The 24919-nt window shown below is 62.5% G+C and carries 20 protein-coding genes and 2 pseudogenes; 10 read left to right on the top strand and 12 right to left on the bottom strand.

All coding sequences use genetic code 11. The features are described 5' to 3' along the window. Nucleotides 1-553: 553 nt before the first annotated feature. Nucleotides 554-1057 (bottom strand): divalent metal cation transporter, encoded by a 504-nt coding sequence (locus BPNPMPFG_RS03335; protein ID WP_319945973.1) that lies wholly within the window; start codon nucleotides 1055-1057, stop codon nucleotides 554-556. Nucleotides 1058-1106: 49 nt separating this feature from the next. On the opposite strand from BPNPMPFG_RS03335, the pseudogene istA reads away from it, so the two are divergent. Next, nucleotides 1107-2635: pseudogene (gene istA / locus BPNPMPFG_RS03330) on the top strand (IS21 family transposase). After that, nucleotides 2625-3437 carry an IS21-like element helper ATPase IstB gene (gene istB, locus BPNPMPFG_RS03325; RefSeq protein ID WP_258591881.1) on the top strand — a complete coding sequence of 271 codons (813 nt, stop codon included), beginning with the start codon at nucleotides 2625-2627 and terminating at the stop codon, nucleotides 3435-3437. Before istA ends, istB begins: the two are co-directional and overlap by 11 nt. 50 nt (nucleotides 3438-3487) lie before the next feature. On the opposite strand, the pseudogene BPNPMPFG_RS03320 reads toward istB, so the two are convergent. The 3 genes and pseudogenes from BPNPMPFG_RS03320 to BPNPMPFG_RS03310 form a co-directional block, all read right to left on the bottom strand. Beyond that, a pseudogene (locus BPNPMPFG_RS03320) lies at nucleotides 3488-4354 on the bottom strand (NRAMP family divalent metal transporter); the annotation flags it as partial. 270 nt (nucleotides 4355-4624) lie between these two features. Continuing rightward, complete coding sequence (locus BPNPMPFG_RS03315; protein ID WP_258593244.1) at nucleotides 4625-5191, bottom strand: DUF2569 domain-containing protein; 567 nt, start codon at nucleotides 5189-5191, stop codon at nucleotides 4625-4627. Between the two features lie 113 nt (nucleotides 5192-5304). After that, entirely contained in the window at nucleotides 5305-5919 is a 615-nt protein-coding gene (locus BPNPMPFG_RS03310) for a TetR/AcrR family transcriptional regulator (protein ID WP_258593243.1), read from the bottom strand. 91 nt (nucleotides 5920-6010) lie between these two features. Here BPNPMPFG_RS03310 and BPNPMPFG_RS03305 point away from each other — a divergent pair, with 91 nt between their 5' ends. Genes BPNPMPFG_RS03305 through BPNPMPFG_RS03285 form a run of 5 tightly spaced genes read left to right on the top strand, consistent with a single transcriptional unit; the run spans nucleotide 6011 to nucleotide 10633 of the window. Beyond that, nucleotides 6011-7102 (top strand): polyamine ABC transporter substrate-binding protein, encoded by a 1092-nt coding sequence (locus BPNPMPFG_RS03305; protein WP_258593242.1) that lies wholly within the window; start codon nucleotides 6011-6013, stop codon nucleotides 7100-7102. Between the two features lie 13 nt (nucleotides 7103-7115). Beyond that, nucleotides 7116-8024, top strand: coding sequence for an ABC transporter permease (locus BPNPMPFG_RS03300; RefSeq protein ID WP_258593241.1), 909 nt, complete (start codon nucleotides 7116-7118; stop codon nucleotides 8022-8024). Between the two features lies 1 nt (nucleotide 8025). Continuing rightward, nucleotides 8026-8808, top strand: coding sequence for an ABC transporter permease (locus BPNPMPFG_RS03295; RefSeq protein ID WP_258593240.1), 783 nt, complete (start codon nucleotides 8026-8028; stop codon nucleotides 8806-8808). Continuing rightward, a complete protein-coding gene (locus BPNPMPFG_RS03290) occupies nucleotides 8805-9869 on the top strand; it encodes an ABC transporter ATP-binding protein (RefSeq protein WP_258593239.1) in 1065 nt (354 codons plus the stop codon). Before BPNPMPFG_RS03295 ends, BPNPMPFG_RS03290 begins: the two co-directional genes overlap by 4 nt. Before the next feature lie 2 nt (nucleotides 9870-9871). Beyond that, nucleotides 9872-10633 carry an MBL fold metallo-hydrolase gene (locus BPNPMPFG_RS03285; RefSeq protein WP_258593238.1) on the top strand — a complete coding sequence of 254 codons (762 nt, stop codon included), beginning with the start codon at nucleotides 9872-9874 and terminating at the stop codon, nucleotides 10631-10633. 3 nt (nucleotides 10634-10636) lie between these two features. Here the strand turns inward: BPNPMPFG_RS03285 and BPNPMPFG_RS03280 are convergent, their stop codons facing one another. The 6 genes from BPNPMPFG_RS03280 to BPNPMPFG_RS03255 form a co-directional block, all read right to left on the bottom strand. Continuing rightward, entirely contained in the window at nucleotides 10637-11335 is a 699-nt protein-coding gene (locus BPNPMPFG_RS03280) for a TetR/AcrR family transcriptional regulator (RefSeq protein ID WP_258593237.1), read from the bottom strand. A gap of 132 nt (nucleotides 11336-11467) precedes the next feature. Beyond that, nucleotides 11468-12895: an amidase gene (locus BPNPMPFG_RS03275; protein ID WP_258593236.1), complete on the bottom strand. Its 1428-nt coding sequence runs from the start codon at nucleotides 12893-12895 to the stop codon at nucleotides 11468-11470. Nucleotides 12896-12984: 89 nt separating this feature from the next. Continuing rightward, nucleotides 12985-14019: an extracellular solute-binding protein gene (locus BPNPMPFG_RS03270; RefSeq protein WP_258593235.1), complete on the bottom strand. Its 1035-nt coding sequence runs from the start codon at nucleotides 14017-14019 to the stop codon at nucleotides 12985-12987. Nucleotides 14020-14057: 38 nt separating this feature from the next. Beyond that, nucleotides 14058-14858: an ABC transporter permease gene (locus BPNPMPFG_RS03265; protein WP_258593234.1), complete on the bottom strand. Its 801-nt coding sequence runs from the start codon at nucleotides 14856-14858 to the stop codon at nucleotides 14058-14060. Next, entirely contained in the window at nucleotides 14851-15771 is a 921-nt protein-coding gene (locus BPNPMPFG_RS03260; RefSeq protein WP_258593233.1) for an ABC transporter permease, read from the bottom strand. The genes BPNPMPFG_RS03265 and BPNPMPFG_RS03260 overlap by 8 nt, the downstream gene beginning before the upstream one ends. A 4-nt stretch (nucleotides 15772-15775) precedes the next feature. After that, nucleotides 15776-16858, bottom strand: a complete 1083-nt coding sequence (locus BPNPMPFG_RS03255; RefSeq protein ID WP_258597050.1) for an ABC transporter ATP-binding protein — start codon at nucleotides 16856-16858, stop codon at nucleotides 15776-15778. A gap of 201 nt (nucleotides 16859-17059) precedes the next feature. On the opposite strand from BPNPMPFG_RS03255, the gene BPNPMPFG_RS03250 reads away from it, so the two are divergent. The 3 genes from BPNPMPFG_RS03250 to BPNPMPFG_RS03240 all read left to right on the top strand — a co-directional run bounded on the left by BPNPMPFG_RS03250 (nucleotide 17060) and on the right by BPNPMPFG_RS03240 (nucleotide 23267). After that, nucleotides 17060-20206 (top strand): caspase family protein, encoded by a 3147-nt coding sequence (locus BPNPMPFG_RS03250; RefSeq protein WP_258593232.1) that lies wholly within the window; start codon nucleotides 17060-17062, stop codon nucleotides 20204-20206. Nucleotides 20207-20714: 508 nt separating this feature from the next. Beyond that, nucleotides 20715-21488, top strand: coding sequence for an NAD kinase (locus BPNPMPFG_RS03245; RefSeq protein WP_258593231.1), 774 nt, complete (start codon nucleotides 20715-20717; stop codon nucleotides 21486-21488). Between the two features lie 192 nt (nucleotides 21489-21680). After that, on the top strand, nucleotides 21681-23267 hold the full coding sequence (locus tag BPNPMPFG_RS03240; RefSeq protein WP_258593230.1) for a DEAD/DEAH box helicase: 1587 nt from the start codon (nucleotides 21681-21683) through the stop codon (nucleotides 23265-23267). Nucleotides 23268-23308: 41 nt separating this feature from the next. On the opposite strand, the gene BPNPMPFG_RS03235 is transcribed toward BPNPMPFG_RS03240, so the two are convergent. After that, on the bottom strand, nucleotides 23309-23980 hold the full coding sequence (locus BPNPMPFG_RS03235; protein WP_258593229.1) for a WbqC family protein: 672 nt from the start codon (nucleotides 23978-23980) through the stop codon (nucleotides 23309-23311). After that, nucleotides 23977-24918, bottom strand: a complete 942-nt coding sequence (locus tag BPNPMPFG_RS03230; RefSeq protein ID WP_258593228.1) for a glycosyltransferase — start codon at nucleotides 24916-24918, stop codon at nucleotides 23977-23979. Before BPNPMPFG_RS03230 ends, BPNPMPFG_RS03235 begins: the two co-directional genes overlap by 4 nt. Nucleotide 24919: the final 1 nt, after the last annotated feature.

The following is a 24919-nucleotide window of genomic DNA, read 5'->3' as shown; positions in this document are numbered from 1 at the left end:
CACGGAGAAAGCCCCGCTGACCGGGAGTCAAGCGGGGCTAGCTGGAACAGTTCCGGAGGGGACTGGCTGCGGGACCGTTCAGTGATCCGAGAGGATCGGCTTCAATATGGCGCTCTCGATCAGGTAGCGCATCGGCCGAATAGATGATGAAATTGGCCCGCCTCGGTCTAGGTCTTTTTCACCCTCCCGACATCGGCGCTGCGTGCGGCCCTCCCCAGCCGTCCGGCTGCGAAGGCCCGCCGCCCCATTAGCGAAGCGGCGGGTCTCCTCACCCCAGCCCACATATCCTTCACTGCAAGTGCGGTGCCAAAGCAATTGACCCATTTCGGGGCACTCTTGCAGGGAAGCGGCACACTACCGGGCCTAGCTGGCGCCTCACTTCTGCTGACATGCTGAGACATGGTGTAGCGATGACCAACACTGACATCATGTCCCGACCTTCGATCATGAGGGCGCGCCTGGGTGGCGCGCTCCTAGTTTAGATCGGAGCACGTCATGGAAGAAAAGCGCGCTATGGTCCTGCTAGCGTCTTATGTCGCTCGCCTTCGGTGCCTCAGCCCCAGAATATTTGGACGACCATTACTGCCGCCGCCGCCGCCATTACTGCCGTAGCGATCCAGCCAATGATCCTCATTGCCAGAGGAACGGTCGATTTGCCCATGATGTCGGGACGTGCCGTCATCAACATCATCACGGCCATGACAGGCACGGCAACCACGCCATTGACCACCGCACTCCAGTAGAGTGCCTTGATTGGATTGACCGGTGTGAAGTTCAAAAGAGCGCCAAGAACGGTCGCCACCGCGATTGTGGCGTAGAAGGCCTTGGCCTCAAGGGGCTTCCGGTCGAGGCCGGTCGGCCATTTGCGTGCTTCCCCTAACGCGTAGCCAGCGGAACCGGCAAGCACGGGGATTGCCAGCAGACCGGTGCCAATAACGCCGAGCGCGAAGATCGCAAAGGCAAAGACCCCGGCGACTGGCTTGAGGGCCTCGGCCTGTTGATTTCCACTAGGAACTGACCCGGCAACACAGGATATTTCCATCGAGAATTGACCCATGTTTGAACCTTGCCCCGCGTTTTTCAGCGGGGGCTACGGAGTGATCGACATGGCGTTATTGAGCGTGATCCGACGCTGGCATTTTCGAGAGCATTTATCGATCCGGGAGATTTGCCGCAGGACCGGCCTGTCTCGGAATACCATTCGCAAATACCTTCGCCTGGGCGGCGTGGAGCCGAAGTTCATGGTTCCCGAGCGGCCTAGCAAGCTTGATCCTTTTGCCGACCGATTGTCAGCCTGGCTGAAGACGGAAGCCAAAAAGAACCGCAAGCAGAAACGCACGATGAAGCAGTTGCATGCGATCTTGTGAGCCTCGGCTATGAGGGGTCCTATGGTCGTGTTGCTGCTTTTGCTCGGGAGTGGAAGGCGGATCTGCAGAGAGAATTACAGACTTCGGGGCGTGGGACTTTCGTTCCACTAGCCTTCGATCCGGGTGAGGCTTTCCAGTTCGACTGGTCGGAAGACTGGGCGATCATCGGCAATGAACGCACCAAGCTACAGGTGGCCCACACGAAGCTCAGTTACAGCCGGGCCTTCACCGTTCGAGCTTACCTTCTGCAGACGCATGAGATGCTGTTCGACGCCCACGACCATGCTTTCCGCGTCTTAGGTGGCGTGCCTGGGCGCGGCATCTACGACAACATGAAGACCGCCATCGACAAGGTCGGGCGTGGCAAGGATCGCGACGTCAATGTCCGCTTCATGGCCATGGCCAGCCACTACCTGTTCGAGCCCGAGTTTTGCAATCCAGCGTCTGGCTGGGAGAAGGGCCAGGTCGAGAAGAATGTTCAGGATGCTCGCCATCGACTGTGGCAGCCGGTGCCACGCTTTCCTTCGCTGGAAGCCCTGAATGACTGGCTGGAGCTTCGATGCCAAGAGTTCTGGGCGCAGACCCCACATGGCAAAATGCGCGGCACCATCGCCGATATCTGGGCTGAGGAAGTGCAGGCTCTCATGCCGACGTCCCGACCGTTCGACGGCTTTGTCGAATATACCAAGCGGGTTACCCCGACCTGCCTCGTGCATCTGGAACGCAACCGCTACAGCGTTCCGGCATCCTTTGCCAATCGGCCGGTGAGTCTTCGGGTCTATCCGGACCGTGTCGTTGTCGCCGCGGAAGGTCTGATCATCTGCGAGCACCGACGCATCATCGACCGATCGCATGATCGGCCGGGACAGACAGTCTACGACTGGCGGCACTATCTGGCGGTCGTGCAGCGCAAGCCCGGTGCTCTTCGCAATGGCGCACCGTTCACCGAGCTTCCCGAAGCCTTCAGAATGCTGCAGCAGCAACTGCTCAAAAAGCCGGGTGGCGACCGTGAGATGGTCGATATCCTGGCGCTCGTGCTTCAGCACGACGAACAGGCCGTGCTGTCGGCCGTCGACATGGCGTTAAAATCCGGCGTTCCGACCAAGACCCATGTGCTGAACCTGCTGCATCGCCTGGTCGACGGAAAGTCCTCCACGCCGCCGCCGATCGACGCGCCACAGGCCTTGACGCTTACCAACGAGCCGAAGGCCAATGTCGAACGCTACGATGCCTTGAGGAAGACCTCGGAGGTGCGCCATGCGCCATAATCCTGCCAGCGGCGCAATCGTCATCATGTTGCGAAGCTTGAAGATGCACGGAATGGCGCAGGCTGTCGGTGAACTCACCGAACAGGGATCGCCGGCGTTCGAAGCCGCCATTCCCATCCTGTCGCAACTCCTCAAGGCCGAGACGGCAGAACGCGAGGTCCGATCGACAGTCTATCAGCTCAAGACCGCACGCTTTCCAGCCTATCGTGATCTGAACGGATTCGACTTCTCTAGTAGCGAGATCAACGAGGCTCTGGTTCGCCAACTCCACCGTTGCGCCTTCCTCGACGAAGCCAACAACATCGTTCTGGTCGGCGGACCCGGCACTGGAAAAACCCACGTTGCGACCGCCTTGGGTATCCAGGCGATCGAGCATCATCACAAGCGGGTTCGTTTCTTCTCCACGGTCGAGCTGGTCAATGCGCTCGAGCAGGAGAAGGCACAGGGTCGCTCAGGACAGATCGCCAACCGGCTTGTCCATTCCGATCTCGTCATTCTCGATGAGCTCGGATACCTGCCGTTCAGTGCATCAGGTGGCGCATTGCTCTTCCATCTGCTGAGCAAGCTCTACGAGCGCACAAGCGTCATCATCACCACCAACCTCAGCTTCAGCGAATGGGCCAGCGTCTTCGGCGATGCCAAGATGACGACAGCGCTGCTCGACCGACTGACGCATCATTGCCACATCCTCGAAACCGGAAACGACAGCTTCCGCTTCAAGAATAGCTCAGCTCATGAACCGAAAAACGCGAAGGAGAAAAACAGGAACTTGACCACCACACCAGACCCGAAACATACATAAAAGGCGGGTCAAATCTCGGTGGAAACGCCGGGTCAGTTCCTAGTGGAAATCAACAGCTCGGCCGCCTGGCTGGTTGACTCGATGTCGGTGACGCCATTGGCATGCAGCGTCGCGCCGGCAGTAATCATGATCGCCAATGCCACAATGTTCGAAAATGCCATGCCGACATAGGTATCGAGACGGATGCGCTCGATGGCGTTTTCGGCCTGCTCCGGCGCCTGCTTAAGGGGCTCACGCTCGGGTTTGGCCTTCTGGTCCTCGACTTCCTGCGAGGCTTGCCAAAAGAACAGGTAGGGGCTGATAGTGGTGCCCAGGACCGCCACGACAGAGGTCCAGAACCCCGGCTCCGTGGTGAATGTTGGAATGAACAGGCCTCGTGCAACCTCGCCCCACGGCACGTGCACAAAAAGCACCGTGCCGAAATAGGCAAACAGAGATAGCGTCAGCCATTTCAGGACGGAAACGTAGCGACTGTAGGCCAGGAAAATTTGCAAAATCACGGAGATCGCGCCGAACGCGATGACATAAGCGAGAGACGGCCCACCGACAATCAGTTTCAACGCGTCGCCCATGGCGCCCAGGTCCGCGCCGATATTGATGATATTGGCAATGAGGAGCAAAACGACGACGGATTGCAGCAGCCAGTTCGGATAGTATTTGCGCATGTTGCCGGCGATGCCGCGCCCGGTGGTACGACCGATACGGGCGCTTATCTCCTGCACGACCGACATCAGTGGATAGCTGAACAGCATCGTCCACGTCAGTCCGAAGCCGTACTGGGCGCCGACTTGTGAATAAGTGGCGATGCCGCTCGGATCATCGTCGGAGGCACCGGTAATAAGGCCGGGGCCTAAAACACCGAGCAGTCGAGGCTTCGAAGCCCCGACAACAGGATCTTTTTTCTTTGCTGCTACCATCAGGACCCACTCCGCTTGAGCGATAACTCGCTCCTCCCGCGAAAGGTCCCTACCGCACAAATTATATCAGTCGCATTCAAAAGATGGCGCGGGCCTGCGCGGCCCAGGGTGATTGGTGAGAACGTTGACGCCGGAGAAGGGTCGCAAGCAGTTTCCGGGCGCCATGGTAACGGTAGACATTTGGGTCGATTGGCATCTGGGCCTCACCAGTTTCCAATCAGGAATGGTCGAGAGCCCTCACGCTCCAAAACATTCAAATTGTGCTGTCTTCTACGAGGCGCTCGCGACCTGGGCGGATGCCCCCACCCTGGTGAACGTGTTCCGCACTCTGACGGATCTGTAGACGTAAGCGACCCAGAGTCCGGCCAGGACAAACGAAGCTATGGACGCCGCAAGCGCGTCCCCGGTCACCACTTGCTCAACCGGAACCTCGAGAACCGTGGAAACCCAGGCCGCGTCCAAGATGAGGACCACCGGGATTGCAAGCCATTGGATGAGAAACAACTGTTTGAACCGCCGGCTCCGCCTCAGCATGGCAACAAGCACCACCAGTTGAAGCACCAGAAATGCCAGCAACAGCGCAACCTCGCCATAGACCACCATGGGTCCGTTCGGCACCAGCATGAGTTGGTTGTAGCCCTCGCTCGAGGAGCCCAATTCGGCAAGCGTGCGCAACGGGGACAAGGCCTGCCCGATCGCGAGAAGCATCAGCCACCCTCCGAACCCGACGAGGTCCGCCGGGTTCTGTGTGGGCTTGATGGCAGATCGGAGCGCAAAGAAGACAGGAACCCCGATCAACAACAGAACTATTGCCCAATGCCAAATGGAAACCTGCATTCACCCCTCCCCCAAGAAATGCACCCATTGGTTGTAGCAGATTTCAGGCACTACTCAAGAGGGTTGAGCAGCGATTTGAACCAACGATCTATCCTGCTGCCTTTTCCTGCCAATCACACCGCAATGGCCGTCACCAGTATCCGGTTCTGCCGGCGTATCGCCGCGCGCAGCTCCGATATCTTCGCTTCGTCGCGTTTCACGAACTCGATGAACATCATGTTCATGTTGTTGAAGATCAATTCGCCCAGTGCCGCCCCATCGATGTCCTGTCGCACAAGGCCGAGCGCCTGCAGCCGGGCGATCAGTGCGCGGATCTGTTCGGTCAGTGAGCGGTCGAGTGCGGTGTAGGCCTGGCCGAACGGGCTGTCGGGCAGTTGCGTCGAGATCGCCATCGCCTGCCGCCACATCTCCTTGCTGAGATAGTGCAGCGAGTGCTCGATGTAGATGCCGATCAGCGTATCCAGCGCGTCGCCGACATTGGCCGGCGGCCTGGCGACGACGCCTTGCCCGGCATTCAGCACCTCGTTGACCTCCAGCGAGACGATGGCGCCAAGGATGTCGCCCTTGTTCTGGTAGTAATTGTAGATGGTGCCGACCGAGACTTCGGCCTGCGCGGCGATCGCCTCGATCTTGGCGCCTTCATAGCCGGCCTCGCGAAAAAGCTCGGCTGCCGCCTCGATGATGCGGCGGTGCCGGTCCGCCTTTTGCCTTGCCCGCAATCCGCTCATATCAGCCTCTTGCCATAAAAACAGAATTGACTCAATTTTAGAATTGGTTCAATTTTTTGCAAGAAGCCACAAAGGCAAGGGAGAACACTCGATGTCCGCAAAATCTGCATCCAGGAATCCGCTTTCCATCCTGAAGAGCCATCTGCACGCGGCGTGCGCCGCCACGGCGCTGCTGCTCGGCGCCGGCGGCGTTGCCGAAGCCGCCGATCTCAACGCGCTGATCTGGTGCGATCATTCCGACCCGGCGCTGCTGCAGCCCTTCGAGGAGGCCAACCACGTCAAGGTCAATGTCAAGGAGTTCGAAGGCACCGGCGCCGGCTTGGCGATCGTCGAGCAGTCGCAGCCCGGCGACTGGGACGTGATGGTGATCGACTCAATCGACGTGCCGCGCGGCGTCGAAAAGGGCCTGTTCGACCCGCTGCCGGAAGACAAGCTGCCACTGGCCGACATGTTTCCCCAGGTGAAGATGGATGGCTCCACCGTGGTCGGCGGCAAGCGCTACGGCATCACCGAAAAGTTCGGCTACAACACGATCGGCTACAACAAGACCAAGGTCGATCCGGCCGACATGCAGTCGATGGCGGCGCTGACTGGCGACAAGTACAAGGGCAAGGTCGCCATCTACGACTACTATCTGCCGGTCATCGGCATGGCCGCGCTCGCCATCGGCAAGAAGACGGCCGATCTCACCGAAGCCGACCTGCCCGCCCTCAAGGCCGAACTCCTCAAGATGAAGGCCAATGCCAAGCTGGTCGGCGAAGTGACCGCCAGCCAGACGGCGCTGGCGACCGGCGAAGTCGACATTCTGGTCGGCGGCGGCGAATGGGTGACGGCGGGGCTGGCCAAGGAGAACCCGGCCCTCGATTTCTCGATCCCGAAAGAAGGCGCCGTGCTGTGGTCGCAGTCGCTGGCCATGTTCAAGGATTCCAAGAACAAGGACATGGCGTTGAAGTTCATCCAGTACATTATGAGCCCGGAGGGCCAGGCGCGGCTTGCCACTTCGTCCTGCTACTGGGGCATGCCGTCCAACACCAAGGCGGCGCTGACCGACGACCAGAAGAAGATCCTGCGTTTCGACGAGCAGCCGGGCTTCCTGGCCCGCGCCCAGGCCTATCCGGCGCCGAACGCCGATCTCGACAAAAAGATGCAGGACATGTGGACCGAAATGCTGCAGGCGAAATGAGCCGATACCGCTCATGACCACAGCCGGAAACAACGGGCGTGCCCTGCCCCGGGCGGGCCGTACCCTGCCCCGGGCGGGCCGTACCCTGCCCCGGGCGGGCCGCGCCCTGCCCTGGGCGCTGGTCACGCCGGCGCTCGGCTGGACGCTTTTGTTCTTCGTGCTGCCCTTCATTGCCATGGGGCTTTCGAGCCTGACGGCGCATGAGGGCGGCGGCTTCACGACGTCCAACTACAGCCAGTTCTTCACCAACCCCTCCTACTGGCAAGCGATGGTGAACTCGCTGCAGGTGACGGCGATCGTCACCGTGATCTCGGTGCTGCTCGCCTATCCCTTTGCCTGGATCCTGGCCGAACAGGTGCCGGAACGCTGGCAACGGCTGGCGCTGATGCTGGCCGTGCTGCCGTTCTGGACCTCCTATGTCGTGCGCTCCTACTCCTGGCTGCTGGTGCTGGCACAGAACGGCGTCATCAACCGCGCGCTGACCGGCTCCGGCCTGTTCAGCGAGCCGGTGCAGCTCGCCAACACACGCTTCGCCACCGTCACCGGTTTCGTGCATTTCTTCGTCATGCTTTTGACGCTGACCATCTTCGCCAATTTGAAGCAGCTCAGTCCCAGCTACCGCAAGGCGGCAGCCGATCTCGGCGCCGGGCCGGTGCGGACCTTCCTGCATGTCATCCTGCCATTGACCTTGCCCGGCATCATGGTCGGCGCTTTCCTCACCTTCGTGCTGTGCATCGGCGACTACATCACGCCGCAGATCCTCGGCGGCAACAACGAGCTTCTGATGCCGCAACTGGTGATGATGCAGATCGGCCGGCGCGGCGATTTTCCGCTGGCCTCGGCGCTGTCGATCATCCTGATGGCGGTCGTCACCATCGCCTACCTCGCCTGCGCCCGCTGGCTGAAGATCGAGCGGGCCTGAAATGCGCCAACTTGTCCGCATCGCTTCCTGGCTCTATGCCGTCCTGATCTACGGCTTCATCTTCCTGCCGGTCGTCGTGCTGGTGTTGTTTTCGCTGCAGGCGACCTCCTTCCCGATCCCACCCTTCACCGGTCCGTCACTGCGCTGGTACGACGCGGTTCTCTCGGACACGCGGCTGACCTCGGCGCTGGTCAATTCGCTGCTGGTCGCTTCCATCTCGTCGCTTGCTGCCGTCACGCTCGGCTTCCTCTCCGCCTGGGGTTTTGCACGTTTCGTCCTGCCGGGCTCCGGCCTGCTGCGCGGGCTGATCACGCTGCCGCTGACAGTCAGCTATCTCATCATCGGCATGGGGTTGCTGGTCCTGTTCAACTGGGCCGGTGTGCCGAAATCGCTGCTTGCCGCCGGCATCGGCCATGTCGTGATCAACCTGCCGCTGTGCTTCGCCATCATCTACAGCCAGATGGGCGACCATCAGATCAACATCGAACGCGCAGCGCGCGACCTCGGTGCGCCGGAATGGAAGGTGCTGCTCCTCATCACCGTGCCGGTCATGGCGCCAGCCATATTCGCCGGCTTCTTCCTGTCGATGACCTTCTCCTGGGACGAGTTCGTCATCTCCTTCCTGCTCACCCGTTTCGACACAACTTTGCCGGTGGAAATCTGGAACCTGCTGCGCTCCGGCCTCAATCCAAAAACCAACGCCGTCGGCTCGCTGGTCTTTGCCGTCTCGATCGTCCTGATCGTGCTGTTCGAACTGACATTGCTGCGCAGGAGAAGAGCATGACCGCGCCTTTGGTCGACATAAGCTCCGTCTCGCATCGCTTCGGCCAGCAGACGGTGCTGAAGAACGTTTCGCTTGAGATCGAACCAGGCAGCTACACCATCCTGCTCGGCCCCTCGGGTTCCGGCAAGACGACGCTGCTCTCCATTCTCGGCGGCTTCGTGACCCCGAGCGAAGGCAAGGTCTTCATTCGCGGTGAGGACTGCACGTCGGTGCCACCCGCCAAGCGCCCGACGACAACGGTGTTCCAGGATTATGCGCTGTTCCCGCATATGAGCGTGGGCAGCAATGTCGGCTTCGGCTTGCGCATGCAGGGCGTCGACGGCGCGACACGGGCCACACGGGCGCGCGAAGCGCTGGCACTGGTTGGACTGGCGTCGGCCTTCGACAAGAAGCCGCACCAGCTTTCCGGCGGCCAGCGGCAGCGCGTGGCGCTGGCGCGTGCACTGGTGATCGAGCCTGCGGTGCTTTTGCTCGACGAGCCGCTCGGCGCGCTCGACCTCAAATTGCGCCGGCAGATGCAGGACGAGTTGAAGGCGATCCAGAAGCGCGTCGGCACCGCCTTCATCCATGTCACGCACGACCAGGAAGAGGCTATGGCGCTGGCCGATCACTGCGTGGTTATGAATGACGGGCGCATCGAGGACGAAGGGCCGCCCGAACGCGTCTATGCCAGGCCGGCGACGCGCTTTTCCGCCACCTTCATGGGCGAAAGCACGATCCTTGCCGGCACGGTCACGGAGACCAAGGACAGGACCAGCACTGTCGCGACGCCGATAGGGCCGGTTTTGCTCCCCGTCGCGGCGCCGTGGGGCTCAGCCGTCGCGCTGGCCATACGGCCGGAGCATCTTGTCCTCGGCGCGGCCAGCAGCGGTGTCGGCCTCGGCACGGCTGAAGTGAGCGACGTGGTCTTCCAGGGCAGCTTCAAGCGCGTGCTGGCGGTTTCCGTCGAAGACCCTTCGCTGCGGTTCATCGCCAGACTGCCGTCGATGGCCACCGTCCAGCCGGGCGACACGGTCGCGGTTTCGTGCGATACCGACCAGATCATCCTGTTGACGGATTGAACATGGGCACGCTTCCGGTCATCAGTGCTCCAGACTGGTACGAGACCATCCGCATGGCCGATGGCGTGACGCTGATCCACGAACCTTGGATCAAGCCGTTCTTCCGCTGCAACATGTGGCATGTGCGTGGCCGCGATCGCGATCTTCTCTTCGACACCGGCCTCGGCCATTTCAGCCTCAGGCGCCACGTACCGCTGGTGACGGAGCGGACACTGACCTGCGTCGCCAGCCACACGCATTTCGACCATATCGGTTGCCATCACGAATTCCCCGACCGCTGCGTACATTCCGCCGAGGCGGAAATCCTTGCCGACCCGCGCAACGAATGGACCGCCGCCGGCACTTACGCGACCGACGAGATGTTCGACGGTATGCCGCAAGGCTGGGACGCGGCGCGCTACGGCATCCTGCCCGCACCGGCCGGCCGCCTGCTCGCGCATGGCGATGTCGTCGACCTCGGCGACCGCGCCTTCGAAGTGATCCATACGCCCGGCCACTCGCCCGGCGGCATCGCGCTCCACGAGAAGAAGACCGGCATCCTGCTTTCCGGCGACATCATCTATGACGGCCCGCTGATCGACGACGTCTATCACTCGGATATTTCCGACTATATGGCGACGCTGCTGCGCATGCGCGACCTCGATGTCTCGGTCGTGCATGGCGGCCATTTTCCAAGCTTCGGCAAGGTGCGCTATCGCCAGCTTGTCGACGAATACCTGGCGCAGAAGCGGCAGGCCGGCTGCCATTTGCGGCCGAGCCCTTGAAAGTCAGCGCATCAATTCGAAGTGCCGCGGGAACGCCTGATGCAGCAGCATCAGCATCGTCTTGCGCAGCACGTCGGAATTGCCTGCGGTCGGGTTCAGGTGATCCCAGATCCAGGCGCCATGGACGAGATAGTTGAGGCTTTCGGCCAGCGTGTCCGGGTCGACATCGGTGTAGCCGCCGCTGCGCTTGATTTCGATGAGAAGATCGCGGGACTCGGCGTTGTAGCCGAGGTCGCTGGGTAGGCCGATTTCATTGTAGATTTGCATGCTCTTGCGGTCGCTGGAGAACACGACAAAGACCGAAACCCATTTCGGATGCTGCCGCGCGAAGCGTTGCGCGCAGTCGACCGCGCCGAGCAGCCTCTCGACCGGTGACAGGCCGGGGGCGCGCACCAGTGTCGCCCACAATTCATCGTACTGATCGCTGAGATACTGCAGCACGGCGCGAAACAGGTTCTCCTTGCTGCGAAAGTGGAAAACCACCAGTGCGTTGGAGGAGCCGACATGCTCGGCGATGCGCTGCATGGTGACGCTCGCCAGGCCTTCGTCGGCGATGAGATCGATGGTGGCGTCGATGATGCGCTGAATACTGGCCTCGCCGCGCTCGCGCCGGCGATCCCTGGTAGCCGGCTCGACCTTCTTGTGCCCACCTTCGGCCACCATTGCCTTCCCTTGTGCCGCGGCAGCCTTGCGTTGCGCCATTCCTGTCCAGCTCCTTTCAAACCTAGCGGCGGAGATTTCCAACCCCGCGCCAGATCCAAGCCTTCGAGGTGTCCGGCAGACCATAACCGAAACGGGAGAACAAGCACCAGCCAGCAGAGGCCGCGTGAGCGGTCAAAACGACGGGCGTGTTTCGGCGTTTGTGTACCATTGCCCCTGAGCCGTTTCATAGGCCAGCGCCGCACGGAAGACATCGGCGTCGCAAAAGGTGCGGCCGACAATCTGGATACCGGTCGGCACGCCGCTCGCCGCCCGCCCCGAAGGCACGGACAGAACCGGACAGCGGCTCAGCATGTTGAACGGCGTCGTCATCACCCAGCCAAGCGACGGGTTCACCTGCTTTCCGTTGATCTCGACGGTGTCCCTGGAGTGATCGAACTCCGCCGGCACCGAGGGAAGCGCGTTGGTCGGGCAGATCAGCACATCGTATGTCTCCAGCAATGGCCCGAGCGTCCGGTACATGCCGGCCGCCATTTCCAGGGTGCCGACAAAGTCCGTCGCCTTGGACTTGCGGCCGTCCTCGGCGAACTGGCGGGCATAGCTCGTCATGTCCTTGCCGTGCTCATCGAGCAACTGCGACAGCGAGGCGCCGAAAATATGCTCGAGATAGGCCATGCCGGCCTTGAGCACCCCCTCGCCCCAGCCCAGGTCGACCTCCTCGACCGTGGCGCCGAGCGAGCGGAACACATCGCAGGCTGCGAGCGTGTTCCTGCGCACCTCGGCATCCACCTCGAAAGAACCGAGGTCCATGGAAAACGCAATCTTCCAACCCTTGATCGGCTTGTAGTCGAGCGGCAGGCGCAATTTCGGGCGCAGCGTCGCGATGTCGAGCGGGCTCGGCCCCGCCATGACGTTTTGCAGCAGGATCGCATCCCTGACGTTTCGCGCCAGCGGCCCGGTATGGCAGTAGAAGTCCAGGTTGAAAGGCGGCTCGTCCGGATTGCGGCCGTAAGGCGGCTTGAAACCGACGAGACCGCAGGCCGATGCTGGAATCCGGATCGACCCGGCAATGTCCGAACCGGTGGCGATCGACGATGTGCCCGAAGCCAGCGTTGCCGCAGCGCCCCCCGACGAGCCGCCCGGCCCGAACTCGGGATTCCACGGATTGCGCGTGACGCCCCATCGCCTCGACCAGGTATAGCCGGCACAGCTGAATTCAGGCGTCGCCGTGCGCGCATGCACGATGCCTCCCGCCCTGATGATGCGCTCATTGATCGTCGACGTATGGTCGCCGACGGGATCCTTGGTCACCAGCGAACCGTGCGAGGTTGGCTTGCCCTTGATGTAGCTCTCGTCCTTGATGCCGATCGGCAGGCCCTCGAGCGCGCCGGTCCTGGCGCCCTTGGCGTATTTCGCCTCGGCCTTTCTGGCCAGATCTATCGCCTCGTCGAAATGCGTGAAGGTGAAGCAATTGATCGCCGCCTTCGTGGCCTCGGCGCGATCGATTGTCGCCCGCATCAATTCGACAGGCGAAAGTTTCTTCGCCTTGAACAGCCGCAGCGCCTCGCCGGCCGGCATATAGCAAAGGTCGGGATCGGTCATGGGAGTCTCCTGCGATCGCCGGATCGCGTCTGTTATGAAGGGCGCCAAGCCGCGTCGCATCGCGGCCTGGCGGTTCTCGGTTGGGGCGACTACTTCTGCAGGTCGGTCCAGATCTTGGTGTAAAGCGCCTGCACATCCGGCGGACAGGCTGGCATGAACTGGCCCTTGGCGGCGAACTCGGCCGGTACGTTGACCTCCGGCGCCGTTTTCATGTCGTCGGGCATGAAGGCTTCCGATCCCTTGATGCCGTTCGAATAGCGCGCAAAGGCTGAAATCAGCGCGGCGTTCTGTGGATCCATGATGAAGTTCTGGAACAGTTTGGCGTTGGCGACGTTTTTGGCGTCCTTGAGGACCGCGACATTGTCCATCCAGATCGGATAGCCTTCCTTGGGATAGCCATAGACGATCTTGTCGTTCTGCAGTCGCTGGCGCAGCGAAATGCCGTTCCAGTTGACGCCGGCGGCGATATCGCCCTTGCCCAGGCCGTCGACGGCGCCGTAGTCGAAGGACAGCCATTTCGCCTTGGCCTCGACCAGCTTGTCGCGCACCTTCTTCAGCACCACCTTGTCGTCGGTGCAGTATTGGCCGCCTTCGTAGGCGATGGCGAGGAACATGATGTCACCCATTTCGGGGACGACATTGATCTTGCCGACGAGTTCGGGCGGCGGGTCGAGGAAGATCGCGGATGTGTTCACGTCGCCCGAATAGACCGACTTGTTGACCGACATGCCGGTCGTGCCCCACTGCCATGGAACAGTGTATTTGCGGCCCGGATCGAACGGCACGTCGACCCATTTGGGATCGACATTTTTGAAGTTCTCCATCTGATCCGGGCGCGATTCAAGCAACAGCCCCTCGCTGACCCATATCTGAACGACGCTGGCCGAAGGCACAACGATATCGAAACCGGAGCCGCCCTGACGCACCTTGGCCAGCGCTGTATCGTTGGAATCGAAGTCGGTGACGGTGACCTTGACCTTGTAGGTCTCCTCGAACTTCTTGATCAGGTCGGGGTTGGTGTAATTGCCCCAATTGTAGATGTTGAGCTCACCGTCGGCACGGGCGACACCCGTCACGGCCAGCAGCGACAGCCCGACAGCTGTCGCGGTCAGTTTCCAGTTCATGCTCCACTCCCATTGTTGGGACCGTCGGCGTTGCCGCCTCAGGTCCGTTTCCTGCTGATGAAAAAGAAAGCCGTGACGATGCCGATCGACAGCACGAGGAAAGCCGTCGAGATGGCGTTGACTTCCGGCGTCACGGTGCGCCGGAGCTGGCCGAGCATGTAGGTCGGCAGCGTGTCCTGGCCGCCCGACTTGACGAATTCGGTGATGACGACGTCATCCAGCGAGACGACGAAGGCGAGCATCAGCCCGGCGAGAATGCCCGGCCAGAGCAATGGCAAGGTCACGTACCGGAAGGTCTTCCATTTCGTCGCATAGAGATCGGCGGCCGCGGTTTCGAGCGACAGGTCCATGCTTTCGAGCCGCGCCCGGATCGGCAGATAGGCGAACGGGATGCAGAAGGCGGTGTGTGCGGCGACGAGGTAGCCGAGGCCGGAATAACCGGTCCAGATCTTGATGCGCGAAAACACGATCAGCAGCGCCACGGCGGTGACGATTTCCGGCACCATCAGCGGCTGGTTGATGAAGGCGTATTTGAGGGTCAATCCGCGATAGGGTTTGGTCCTGGTCGTTGCCAGCGCCGCCATCGTGGCAGTGATCGTCGCCAGTATGGCGGCGACGGCGGCGATCTGGAACGAGCGGACCGACGCTTCGATGACCAGCGCATTGTTCCAGGCGACGTGGAACCAGTGCAGCGAGAAGCCTTTCCAGATCACCACGGAATCATTGTCGTTGAAGGCGTAGACCACCAGCGTGGCGATCGGCAGGTAGAGCAGGAAGAAACACAGCATCGCCACGCTGACGAAGCCGTTCTGCCGCCGGACGTCAAAGCGCTTAGCCATGGGCGCCATCCGATCTGGTTGTGTTGCGGACGTAGAACAGCAGCGCCACCATGACGATCGCCATCAAGGTGATCGACAGCGCCGCACCGAGCGGCCAGTTTCGGCCCTGGCCGAACTGCAGCTCGATCAGGTTGCCGATCATCAGACTGGTGCCGCCGCCCAGCACGCGCGGCGTCACATAGGCGCCGAGCGACGGAATGAAGACGAGGATCGAGCCGGCGACAATGCCCGGCGTGACCAGCGGGATGATGATGCGCCTCAGCACCTGGAACCGCGTCGCGTAGAGGTCGTAGCCCGCCTCGACTAGGCGGAAGTCGATCTTTTCCATGCTGGCATAGAGCGGCAGCACCATTAGCGGCAGGAACACGTAGACCATGCCGGCCAGGACGGCGAAGTTGGTGTACATGAGCTGGACCGGATGGTCGGTGATCCGCAGCAGCTGCAGCATCGAATTGACGATGCCGTCGTTGCGCAGCACCTCCTGCATGGCGAAGGTCCGGATCAGTAGGTTGGTCCAGAACGGAATGGTGATCAGGAACAGCCAGATGTCGCGCCGGTGATCCGGCCGCGTCGCGATGAAGTAGGCGGTGGGAAAACCGAGGACCAGGGTCAGGATCGTTGTCATGGCCGACAGCGACACCGAGCGCCAGAAGATCGACAGATGCGCGCCGGCAAGCGACAGCGTGTCGTCGAAGACGTCACGCTCGAACAGCACGCTGACCCAGGCGCCGGTCGAGAATTGCCACTTCACGTCGCCGTAATTGCCGGGCGTCAGGAAGGAATAGACGACGACGATCAGCAGCGGCCCGACGGCCGCAAGCAAGACGATCAGCAGCGCCGGAGCGGAAAGCAGCCAGCGTGACCTGATATCGTCGCGCTCGGCCTTGTCGGCGGTTTCTTTCGCGGTCGCCATGGCCCTAGTCCTTCAGCACTTGAGCAGCGTCGTCGCCGATCGAAATGCCGACCTTGTCGCCATTGTCGAAGCCGCAGCTGGCGCTGCGCGAGTTCTGCTGGCGCACCATGAAGACATCGCTTTCGTCCAGCCGGACGTGGATATGCGTGTCGGTGCCGAAATAGACGATGTTCTCGATCGTGCCGGCCAGGTCGCCGGCGGCCCTGACGAGCCTGGCATGTTCAGGCCGCACCATCAGCGTTGCCGTGCTGCCTGCTTGGAAGTCCAGGGCAGCGGTCGCGCGGATCTTCGCTCCCGAGCGCAAGGCGACCCTCGCCTGGCCATTGGCCGCGCTTTCGACCGTTCCGGTCAGGAAGTTCGTCTCGCCGATGAAGTCGGCGACGAAGCGTTCGGCCGGGTGGTCATAGATATCCCAGGGAGAACCGACCTGCAGGATCTTGCCCGACGACATCACCGCGATGCGGTCCGACATGGTCAGCGCTTCTTCCTGATCGTGGGTGACGAAGATGAAGGTGATGCCTGTCTCGTGCTGCAGCCGCTTCAGCTCGATCTGCATCTCCTTGCGCAGCTTGTAGTCGAGCGCGGAGAGCGGCTCGTCGAGCAGCAGCACCTTGGGCTGCGGCGCCAGCGCCCTGGCCAGCGCCACGCGCTGCTGCTGGCCGCCGGAGATCTGGCCGGTGCGCCGGCTCTTCAGCTCCTGCATGTGGACGAGCTTCAGCATCGCGTCGACGCGGGCCTCGATCTCGACCTTCGGCTTGCCCAGCATCCTCAGGCCAAAGCCGATGTTCTCGGCCACCGTCATGTGCGGGAACAACGCATAGGACTGGAAGACGGTGTTGACCGGCCGCCTGAACGGCGGCAACGGCGCGATGTCCTGGCCGTAGAGCAGGATCTCGCCGCCGGTCGGATAGTCGAAGCCGGCGATCAACCGCAGCAGCGTCGTCTTTCCACAGCCGGACGGGCCGAGCAGCGTGAAGAATTCGTTCTCGCGGATCGAGACGGAAACGTCGTCGAGCGCCCGGACTGCGTCCTGACCGGGCCCCTGAAAGACCCTGGAAACGCCCTTCGCCTCAACGGCGGGCCGCATGGCTGTCAAGATATTCCCCTCTCCTTCGTGGCCATTCACCGGCGGAAGCCGGCTGGCCAACTCGATCCTCATCGCTAGGAATAACTATGACTAAATATACAGTCAATATCTTTTTGCCGCCAGAACCTCGGCTTGCAACGGTGATGATGCGGCCGATGCGCCGGTGAGACCGTCATGATATGGTCAAGGACGAGGCCATTGATGAATTGGGCAAGCCGTGGCGCGATCGCAGCGGCCTGCGGGGCTTGGATCAAGGTCATGCGCCTGTTTCTGGCGGCCGTGCTGCTGATGACCATGACGTTCTTTTCCGCCGCGCGCGGCGAGGAGCGCATCGCGCTGGTCGTCGCCAATCCGACCTATGAAGGCGCGCCGGCCATTGCCAACGCGGGGCTCAGCGCCGAACTCGTAGCGGCGTGCCTGCGATCGCTTGGCTTCACCGTCCGGCAAATGTCCGATGGCGACCGCGCCGATGTGGCGCGCGCCATGTATGACTTCGCCAAGTCGCTGGCCAATCCGGACGCAGTCGGTATCTTCTACTATGTCGGCCATACGGCTCAGGCCGACAACCGGAACTATCTGCTGACGCGCGGCGCGCGGACCGGTTCAAGGGAAGCGGTCGACCAGACAGCGCTGCCTCTCGATCTGTTCATGCAAGCGCTCGAGGCCACACCGACATTGAAAGTGGTTTTGCTGGATGATCCCGGTGACGCAAACAACCCCACACCGGGTGTGATGCAAGGTCTGACGGCGGTCGGTCCGCCGTCCAGCGCCATCGTCGCCTTTTCCGCCAAGCCGGGAAGCGTGGCGCTGAACGAAAACAGGCCGGCCACGGTGTTTGCCGATGCGCTCACGGCCGCGCTGACCAGACGGGGCGTGGACATCGGCACCATACTCGCCTCTGTCACACAAACCGTCGCGGAGAAGACGCTCGGTGCGCAATGGCCGTGGGTGGCCCATGGCCTTTCGGCGGACAGCCATTTTGTGCCGACGCCGCGCGAGCCGGTCGCCGCCGCACCGGCACCACCTGCACCGATCGAGGCGCCGCCGGAACCGGCCTCACCCGAACCGGCACCGCCGCCGGTGCAGAGCGGCGCCGACGGCGGTGGCTATGGCAGCCCACAGGGAAGCTACGATTCCGGCAGTGACGCATCGGGTCCCGCCGGCGGCGCGTATGGCTCCGGCAGCTTCGATGGCAGCAGCCAGGAGCAGCCCCCGATGGATGTCGCGCCGGGGTCCGGCAATCCCGATGCCTCGACGGGAAATGGCGCCGATGAGACGGCTCAATACGAAGAATACAAACGTCAGGAGTTGCAGCGCCAGCAATATGAGGAGCAGGCCCGGCGGCAGTACGAAGAGCAGAGAAAGTATCAGGAAGACGCGGCCAAGGCTGCGGCGGCGGCGCAAAGCAATCTCGGCGAGACCTATCAGAGCGACGGCGGAGCCGCCGGCACGGAACCCACCCCGCCTGCCGACGCGCCGCCGGCCATGGAGCCACCAGCCCCGCCGCCTGACACGGCGGCATCCCAAGAACCTGCGACAGCATTGCCGCCCGCCCCGGCGCCAGTGCCAGCCCCGCCGCCTGTCATTGCGCCAACGACCGCCGATGCGCCATCGACGCCGCCTTTGGACGCGCCTCCCCCTGCGCTTTCTCCACCTGTCGGCAACAATCCGGTCGAAATCGTGCGCCATCCCACCATCGATGCGCCCGACGAGATCGTCGCCGGCGAGACGGTGACCGTGTCGATCGCGCTGACCGAGGAGCAATTGACGCCCGAAGTGACGGTGAAGGCAGCGCCCGGCTCGACGGTGACGGCTGACGGCGCGCTGGCCATGGCAATGCCGGCGGGAACCGATACCTGGCCGATCGACATCGATCTCTTCGCTTCTGGCTTCGACCTCGCCGATGGCGGCAAATGGAGCCGGAAAACGACGCTTTACCGCCAAGGCGACAGCGATTTTGTCCGCTTCGACCTCAAGGCGCGCCCCATTGCAAAGGACAGCAAGTCCGCCCAGTTCATCGCCCGCATCTACAGCGCCGGCCGTTTCCTCGGGTCAGCGTCGCGACCCGTCATCGTTCGTCGAACGGCGTCCGTCGAAGCCGGCACCGAGGGTACCGCAGCCAGTCGCGCCGCGGCACCTGCCATGCTGACGCTCGCCTCAGCCCCGCCGCAGCCGGCGCTGACAGGCAGCGTCCAGCTTGGCAATGCCAGCCCCGACGACGTCCCCGATCTCGATGTCACCATCCTTTATGACGACCCAAGCGGCCTAGGCCCGGGCCAGATCATCATCCATTCGCCGCATCTGGCCGGCCCGGTGACCGACACCTTCTCGACGCCACCACAAATGGCGGCATGGCTGGACTCCGAATACCGGCGGCTGCTGCAGCTCGGCCTCAGTCTGCGCGGCGCGGTGTCGCTGCAGCAGCCTGCCGAAAGCAGCGATCCGGGCGCGCAAAAGCGCTTCGTCACGCTCGCCGCTGAAGGCTTTGGCGACGCGCTTTACCGGGATTATGTGCCGGAGGCGTTCAAGGATGTGTTCTGGTCGCTGCGCGACAAGGGCGAACTGCATTCGATCCAGATCACCTCAAACAGCCCCACCTTGCCATGGGAGCTGATCCGCCCGCAAAGCGCGGACGGCGCAACCCGCGACGACTTCCTCGGCATGAGCTACCGGCTGGCGCGCTGGGCGCCGCGCAGCACGTCCTCGCAGGTCGACAATCCGCTCGACCGCATGGCTTTCACCGGTGTCGCCGCTGTCGCTCCGTCCTATGTCGACAAGCAGTCGCTGCCGTTCCAAGAGGTCGAGATCGGCGCGCTGAGCAAGCTCGCCGGCTATCGCCGCTTCGATGGCGATTTCGTCTCTTTCGAAAAACTGGTTGGCGAGGTCTCGACAGGCTTCATCCACTTTTCCGGCCACGGCGAGGTCAACCAGCCGAGCAGCGGCCGGCCAGTGTTTGCCATCGACCTCGTCGACCAGTCGCTCGACCCCGATACCTGGCGCGCACTGGTCAGCGCCGCGCATGGCAAGGGCAATCCGTTCTATTTCTTCAATGCCTGCGACACAGGCAAGTCCCGGATACTCGGCGGCTTCGTGCAGGGCTGGGGCCCGGCGGTGCTGGCCGGCGGCGCGTCCGGCTTCATCGGCGGCATGTGGCCGCTGACCGACCGCGCGGCGGCTGCCTTCTCGAGCGATTTCTACAGTGGCATCAGCGCCCGGCTCAAGGACGGACCGGTCTATCTCGCCGAGATGCTGCAAGTGGTGCGCAAGCGCTTCTATGAGACCGGCGACCCGACCTATCTTGCGTACACATTCTACGGCAACGCCAATTTGCAGGTGGTGACGCAGTGAGCCGCCGGTTTCTGCGTCGGCAGGACGCCGACGCTGCCGGCCATGGGCAGATGATCAGTATGTCTTCGGGAGTTACAGCGCCCTTTGCGGGCATGGCGCTCCGGCTGCATCACCGCAGCGCGACGCCATGGGCTGAGGCCGGAAGCTCATCTCTTCGGACTGGCGCACCAGTGCGGCGAAGACAAGCGCGAAACTTCCCAGCATCAGAAAGACGATGATAAGGCGTGCTACCGGCAATATGTCGGCCTCGACTGGCTAGGCCCCACGCCACCCATCCATTGTCGGCTAACATGACTGGTCCGGCTTTACGAGAGTTTAAGCCCGGCCTTAACCATCACATTCGCGTCGCCTTTGACATGTTACGCGAACGGCGGATCCGCATCTCGCCGTTCTGCGATCGTCTTGCAGCCGGGATAGCCGCTCTCTTTGCAGACGTGCCCGCGCATGCTACCCCGGCGCTGGCGCGACCCGGCAACCGGCCGCCGCCAACGGTCGTCATCGGGAAGCCATGAGCAAAGCCGCCAGCCGCATCGCCTTCGTCTCATCCGACACCGCTGACGCCAGGACGGCGCTGGAAAGCCTGTCGGCGCGTTATGGACAGTCCTCCGTCGAGGATGCCGAGACCGTCGTCGCCCTCGGCGGTGACGGCTTCCTGCTGCAGACCCTGCGTGACACGATGGGGACGGGCAAGAAGGTCTACGGCATGAACCGTGGCACCATCGGTTTCCTGATGAACGAATATCGTTCCGGTGGCCTCACCGAGCGTCTCGCGGCCGCCGTCGCCGAAACGATCCGCCCGCTGGAGATGCTGGCCGTGACCTCGGAAGGCGAAGCGGTTTCGGCGCTGGCGATCAACGAGGTGGCGCTCTGGCGCCAATCCTATCAGACGGCCAAGATCCGCATCACCGTCGACGAGCAGGTCCGGCTCGAGGAGCTGAGCTGCGACGGCGTCATGATCGCGACGCCGGCTGGGTCCACCGCCTACAATCTTTCCGCGCACGGGCCGATCCTGCCGCTCGACGCGCCGCTGCTGGCGCTGACCCCGGTCAGCCCGTTTCGCCCGCGCCGCTGGCGCGGCGCGCTGCTCTCCAACAAGGCGACGGTGCGCTTCGACATCCTCGAACCGGAAAAGCGGCCGGTGAACGCCGCCGCCGACCATACCGAGGTCAAGGCGGTGACCTCGGTAACGGTCAGGGAATCGCCGACGGCGACGGCGACGTTGCTGTTCGACCCCAATCATTCCTGGAACGAACGCATTCTCGCCGAGCAGTTCCGCTACTGAGCCGGCACAGCGACCGACACCCCGATTAAGCATCCCGATTAAGGTTACAATTTCACAATCGTGCCATTGCCGCCCGTTTCTGTTGACAAATCGCGGGCTTGCGCCTAATCGCAATACCAATCTTGCAGGCGCGTGGCGCTTGCCGCGACAGACGCCGTTGCGCTTCCCCGAACCAGCCAAAGACAACAACACTTGTCCTCAGACACCACGACCGCTCAAGAAGCGTTGACCTTCGCAGACCTCGGCCTGTCGCCGAAGGTCCTTTCCGCAGTCACCGATGCCGGCTACACTCAGCCGACGCCGATCCAGGCTGGTGCAATCCCGCACGCCTTGCTCGGCAAGGATATTTTGGGCATCGCCCAGACCGGCACCGGCAAGACGGCATCCTTCGTGCTGCCAATGCTTACCCGCCTCGAAAAGGGCCGGGCTCGCGCCCGCATGCCGCGCACGCTGATCCTGGAGCCGACGCGCGAACTCGCCGCGCAGGTCGAAGAGAATTTCATCAGATACGGCAAGAACCACAAGCTCAACATCGCGCTGTTGATCGGCGGTGTCTCGTTCGACGAACAGGACAAGAAGCTGGAGCGCGGCGCCGACGTGCTGATTGCGACGCCCGGCCGCCTGCTCGACCACCGCGAGCGTGGCAAGCTGCTGCTCAACGGCGTCGAAATCCTCGTCATCGACGAAGCGGACCGCATGCTCGACATGGGCTTCATTCCCGACATCGAGCGCATCTGCGAGATGATCCCGTTCACCAGGCAGACGCTGTTCTTCTCGGCGACGATGCCGCCGGAAATCACCAAGCTCACCGAAAAGTTCCTGCACGCGCCGGTCCGCGTCGAGGTCTCGAAGGCCGCGTCGGCGGCCGCCAACATCATCCAGCGGCTGGTCAAGTCCGGTTCCAAGCCTTGGGACAAGCGCGAGACGCTGCGCAATCTGATCAAGGCCGAAGACGCGGAGCTGAAGAACGCCATCATCTTCTGCAACCGCAAGGTCGAGGTGTCGGAGCTGTTCCGCTCGCTGCTGAAGTATGATTTCGACGCCGGCGCGCTGCATGGCGATATGGACCAGCGGGCGCGCATGCAGATGCTGGCCAATTTCCGCGACGGCAAGCTTCGCTATCTGGTCGCTTCCGACGTCGCCGCGCGCGGCCTCGATATCCCCGATGTCAGCCACGTCTTCAATTACGACGTGCCGATTCATGCCGAGGACTATGTTCACCGCATCGGCCGCACCGGCCGCGCAGGGCGCTCGGGCAAGTCCTTCACCATCGCGACCAAGTCCGACACCAAATACATCGACGCCATCGAACGGCTGATCGGCAACAAGATCGAGTGGCATGATGGCGACCTGTCGACAGTGGTCGCCAGCGAGGGCGGCGAGGACGACGCCCCGCGCCGCGGCAAAGGCGCACCGCGCCGCGCCGGCCGCAAGGATGACGATCGCAAGGACCGGGGCGAGCGCAAGCCACGCGAACGCCACGCCAGGCGCAGCGAAGAGGCGGCGCCGGAAGCGGTGCGCGAGGATCAGCCTGTGGTGGTTGAGGTCGAAGTCGCCGAGATCGGTGAACGGCGCGTGCGCAAGGATGCGATCCGCTCGGAAAACACCGAACGCAAATCATCCGATCGCAACGAGCAGCGCGCTCCGGAACGCGGCGATACCAGGCCGCAGCGCGACGGCAACCGCCCTGCCCGCCACCGCCACCAGGAAGACAATGACGCCACCGTCGGCTTCGGCGACGACATGCCGGCCTTCATGCGGATCGTCGCCAAGGTCTGATCGGCGCCGCCTGAAATAGCCGTCCCGTGATCGGCAAACGATCACGGAGCCCATTGGCAAGTGTTTTGGATATCGTCGCGAAGATCGGCGAGGTCGTTGCCAAACAAGGCCGGCAGGATGTGCGGGAACCGCCCTGCATAAGGCACGAGAAATCGAAGATCGATGCCCGCCTGCCGGAAGTTGTCAGCCGCATAGAGGCTGCGTCCGCCCGAAGCGTTGATGTAGCGCTGGCCGCCGAGCGCCTGCACTATGCCGATCACGCGGGCTTGCCCACGCAAGCCAGGATCGATGCCGAGGCTGGAACTGCGCACGATATCAGCTTTGAGCTCGAGCGCACCGGCCGTTAGCCGAAGACCTTCCTCGAGGAAGTCTGTCACGTCATCAAGGGACCCGGTCAGATGGCTGCCGATTGGCTCCATCGCCGGCGCTGTCACTCGGCCCGGCAGGTCGAAGACGGCCAGCCGCTTGTCCAGGGTGGTTCGGGCGTCGTCCGCCCAGCGCAGATCCTTTATCAGCGTATCGAACGGCATCGGCGCGAGTGGCAATGTCAGCCAGTGGCCCGCTGTCATTTCGCAACGATGCACCCGGCCCCGGCGCGGGAACTGGACATCGTCGAACAGAACGAAGATGTCGCTCGCCGCCATCAGGCGGAAATAGCCCGCATAGGGGAAGAAGTACGGTTGCATGACAGCAATGGTGCGCTTGCCCGTCACTGCCGTGCGCCCTCTTCATAGAATGGGTAGGGCAGGCTTCGCACATGCTGTTGGAACGCTTGCAGCACCGGAGACGCGAAGGACTTGTTGCAGAAGGCGTCGAATTCGTCGCGGTTGCACAGGAAGCTGTGACGGTCGAACTGCTCTCGGCGAAGATAATGCAGCACCCGGATATCGGCCGGGTCGCGCAGCCCGTACGCCAGCATCTCGTCCGAGTTCGGGCAATTGTACTCCGGCCCGAGCGGCAAAGGATCGGCTCCGACCGTCAGGATCGCCAATGACAGTGCGATCTGGCCCGAAAAGAAGATGGAGGGCTTGTCCTTCAAATAGTCCAGCACACGCTCCGTCAGGGGACGGATCAAAGGCTGAATCGCTGTGAAGGCCGTCTTGTTGAAGACGACGAAACCATAGTTGAAATAGCCTGGGCAGCCGCCGAACGCTTCATCCGGCGACTGGGAATATCGACAGTTCAGGGGCGTGTCGCCGAAGCCGAATGCCTTGAGAAGCTGGCGCCACGCGGCGTCGTTTTCCGCGCCATTTCTCGAGAATGGCGAGAAATGCGCCGGCAGTCCGGCAACACTGGGGCGTTCGGCGTCGCGCATGCTTTGCAGAAGGCCGTCGATCGGGCGCATCAGGCAGGCGTCGGCATCGGCAAGGATGATGACATCGCCGCGTGGCGGTTCGACATAACGGTCAAAGCCCGAGGAAAAGCCTCTGTCACTGACAGCGTGAGGCACGGGACGCCACGTCACCGGATAGGCCGATGACCATCGATTGACGGCACAGACTTCGCTGGCGCCGGTATGCCCCCCGACGGAGACCACGATGGGAGCGGTGGCATAGGCGCCGCCGAGGCTGGCCAGCGACAAGGCAGCCAGCTTGACGTTCGAAAAAAACTCCTGTTCGGGCAGGATCGGGATGCGAAATTCGAAAGTCATT

The sequence above is a fragment of the Mesorhizobium sp. AR07 genome (genome assembly GCF_024746815.1).
GTDB lineage: Bacteria > Pseudomonadota > Alphaproteobacteria > Rhizobiales > Rhizobiaceae > Mesorhizobium.
The sequence above is the reverse complement of the archived record's forward strand: the minus strand, read 5'-3'. Positions and strand labels throughout refer to the sequence as shown.